Genomic DNA, 880 nt, shown 5'->3' on the forward strand with positions numbered 1-880 from the left:
GGCTCTGTTGCAAAGATTGGCGGCAGTCAGAGGTAGGCTGTCGCTCTGCGCCGATCAGGCGGCTGCTGCGAAATGGTGGTTGAGCATGCCCATGGCCTCCGTCAGCGCCGAGGGCCCAATGCCAAAAGCTCTCTCCACAAGGCGCACCTCGCCCCTGATGCCGGGCTGCAGGCACCAGGGGCGAGCCTGTCCTTTGCGCAGGGCTCGCATGACTTCGAATCCCTTGATCGTGGCATAGGCCGTGGGGATCGATTTGAAACCGCGCACCGGCTTGATCAGTATCTTGAGCTTTCCGTGATCGGCCTCGATCACGTTATTGAGATACTTCACCTGCCGGTGGGCCGTCTCCCGGTCCAGCTTTCCTTCGCGCTTCAATTCGGTGATCGCTGCACCATAGCTCGGCGCTTTGTCGGTATTGAGCGTGGCAGGCTTTTCCCAGTGCTTCAGGCCTCGCAGGGCCTTGCCCAGGAACCGCTTCGCTGCCTTGGCGCTGCGGGTCGGCGACAGGTAGAAATCGATCGTGTCGCCCCGCTTGTCGACTGCCCGGTACAGGTAGGTCCACTTGCCCCGCACCTTGACGTAGGTTTCATCCAGGCGCCAGCTCGGATCAAAGCCACGCCGCCAGAACCAGCGCAGCCGCTTCTCCATCTCCGGGGCGTAGCACTGGACCCAGCGATAGATCGTCGTATGGTCGACCGAAATGCCGCGTTCCGCCAGCATTTCCTCAAGGTCGCGATAGCTGATCGGATAGCGACAATACCAGCGCACCGCCCACAGGATCACATCACCCTGGAAATGGCGCCACTTGAAATCCGTCATCGTTCCGTCCGTCCAATCTCCGCCAAGCATGCTCAAGCTTCACGATTTTTGCAACAGAGCC

General features: G+C 60.6%; 1 protein-coding gene. It reads right to left on the minus strand.

The window, feature by feature from the left end; all coding sequences use genetic code 11:
* Positions 1 to 54 precede the first annotated feature (54 nt).
* Positions 55 to 819, minus strand: a complete 765-nt coding sequence (locus VVR27_RS11565) for an IS6-like element IS6100 family transposase (RefSeq protein WP_001389365.1) — start codon at positions 817 to 819, stop codon at positions 55 to 57.
* Positions 820 to 880 lie beyond the last annotated feature (61 nt).

The sequence above is a fragment of the Rothia sp. LK2492 genome, assembly GCF_040946345.1.
In the GTDB taxonomy this organism is placed as follows: Bacteria; Actinomycetota; Actinomycetes; order Actinomycetales; family Micrococcaceae; genus Rothia; species Rothia endophytica.

What these genes read in the sequence shown, in the direction of transcription:
- VVR27_RS11565 (WP_001389365.1), bottom strand. Translation starts at nt 819, where the DNA reads ATGACGGATTTCAAGTGGCGCCATTTCCAGGGTGATGTGATCCTGTGG.